Origin of the sequence: Streptomyces torulosus, assembly GCF_001419765.1 — a bacterium.
Lineage (GTDB): Bacteria > Actinomycetota > Actinomycetes > Streptomycetales > Streptomycetaceae > Streptomyces > Streptomyces torulosus.
In genome coordinates, this window is record NZ_LIRK01000991.1 from 1 (window position 1) to 1312 (window position 1312).

At 71.0% G+C, this 1312-nt stretch carries 1 protein-coding gene; it reads right to left on the reverse strand.

The window, feature by feature from the left end:
- Nucleotides 1-542: 542 nt before the first annotated feature.
- Nucleotides 543-1312: class I SAM-dependent methyltransferase (locus tag AOK23_RS43425; protein ID WP_079050045.1), on the reverse strand; the 770-nt coding region annotated here is incomplete at its 5' end.

A 1312-nucleotide genomic window follows, 5' to 3' on the forward strand; every position in this document is an offset into this window, starting at 1 on the left:
CCCCCCCTCGGGCCGGTCCGTGGGGGGGAGACGGACCGGCCCGAGGGGGGGTTTCCACCATAACCCTTCGTGAGTGATGCTGCGTGCATCGGCGTGCCACAACTACTCTGCGGAGTCGGACGACAGCGCGAGGGTGAGCGCGGAAGCGTCCATTCAGGGTGCGATCGAGGGGTGATCATGGCCGGATCGCGACCGATTCCAAGGGGAAGAGAAGGAATCCTGATGGATTCATGAGGTTCGCGCATTCTTGTGCGACTCTCGGGGAGAGAAGGTGGAGCGCGCTCATGTGGGTGAAGCGACCCCGGAACGCCCGCTTGACGGACGGCTGCCATCGCGGCCGGCGCGGCAGCTGGTTCACGGCACCGCGCAGCCCCCTCCACTGCACGGTGCCGCCCCGCGCAGCTTTGCTCACGCGAATTACCTTGGTCTGAACCTACGCGAGAGGGGTCATCCAAGCCAAGTCGCGAGCGATAACGATGTGGACACCGGGAGGGGGCAGGGAGAGGGCGAGATGTCGCCGCCGGGGAGCGGCGGACGCCCCCTCACCCGGACGGCTCACACGCAGGCGCCCCGAAGTGCCGCTGTCCCTGGCCGAAGTTGGCGAAAGGGAAGGCCGCGGGGGCGGCTTCCCGGCCGCAGGGCCCTAGGGGGTGTTTCGGCTTGCGCGCCTCGAAGAGGTGGCGGGCGCTGTGGGCGACGAAACACCCCTCGCTCCGGATCCGCTCATGGAGGGAGCGCAGCTGGGGCAGATACGCGTCGACGCTGAAGCCGGGCACCATCCAGATGACCTTCTTCAGGAAGTGCACGACGGCGGCGATGTCGTAGAACTCCATCCGGAGCCGCTCGGCCCGCAGATCCACGATCTCCAGCCCCGTCGCCTCGGCGTCGGCGCGCTCGCGTTGCGGGTCCCGGCCCGCGCGGACCTCGTCCGGCAGGGGGCCCGTGAAGTGCTCGACGAGCTCGAAGACGCTGGCGGGCCCCACGTGCTGGGCGAAGTAGGTGCCGCCGGGCCTGAGCACGCGGGCGATCTCCGTCCAGTGCGCCTGGACCGGGTGCCGGCTGGTGACCAGGTCGAAGGCCCCGTCCGCGAAGGGCAGCGGCGCGTCCTCAGGGCTGGCGACGACCACCGCCCCGCGCGGATGCAGCCGGGCGGTGGCCTTGGCGGCGTTCGGCGGCCATCCTTCGGTGGCGACGGTCAGCCGGGGCAGCCGCGGGGCGGAGTCCAGCACCTCTCCGCCCCCGGTCTGGATGTCCAGTGCGGCCGACGCCCGCCCCAGCCGCTCCGCCATCCCCCGCGCGTACCCCCACGAGG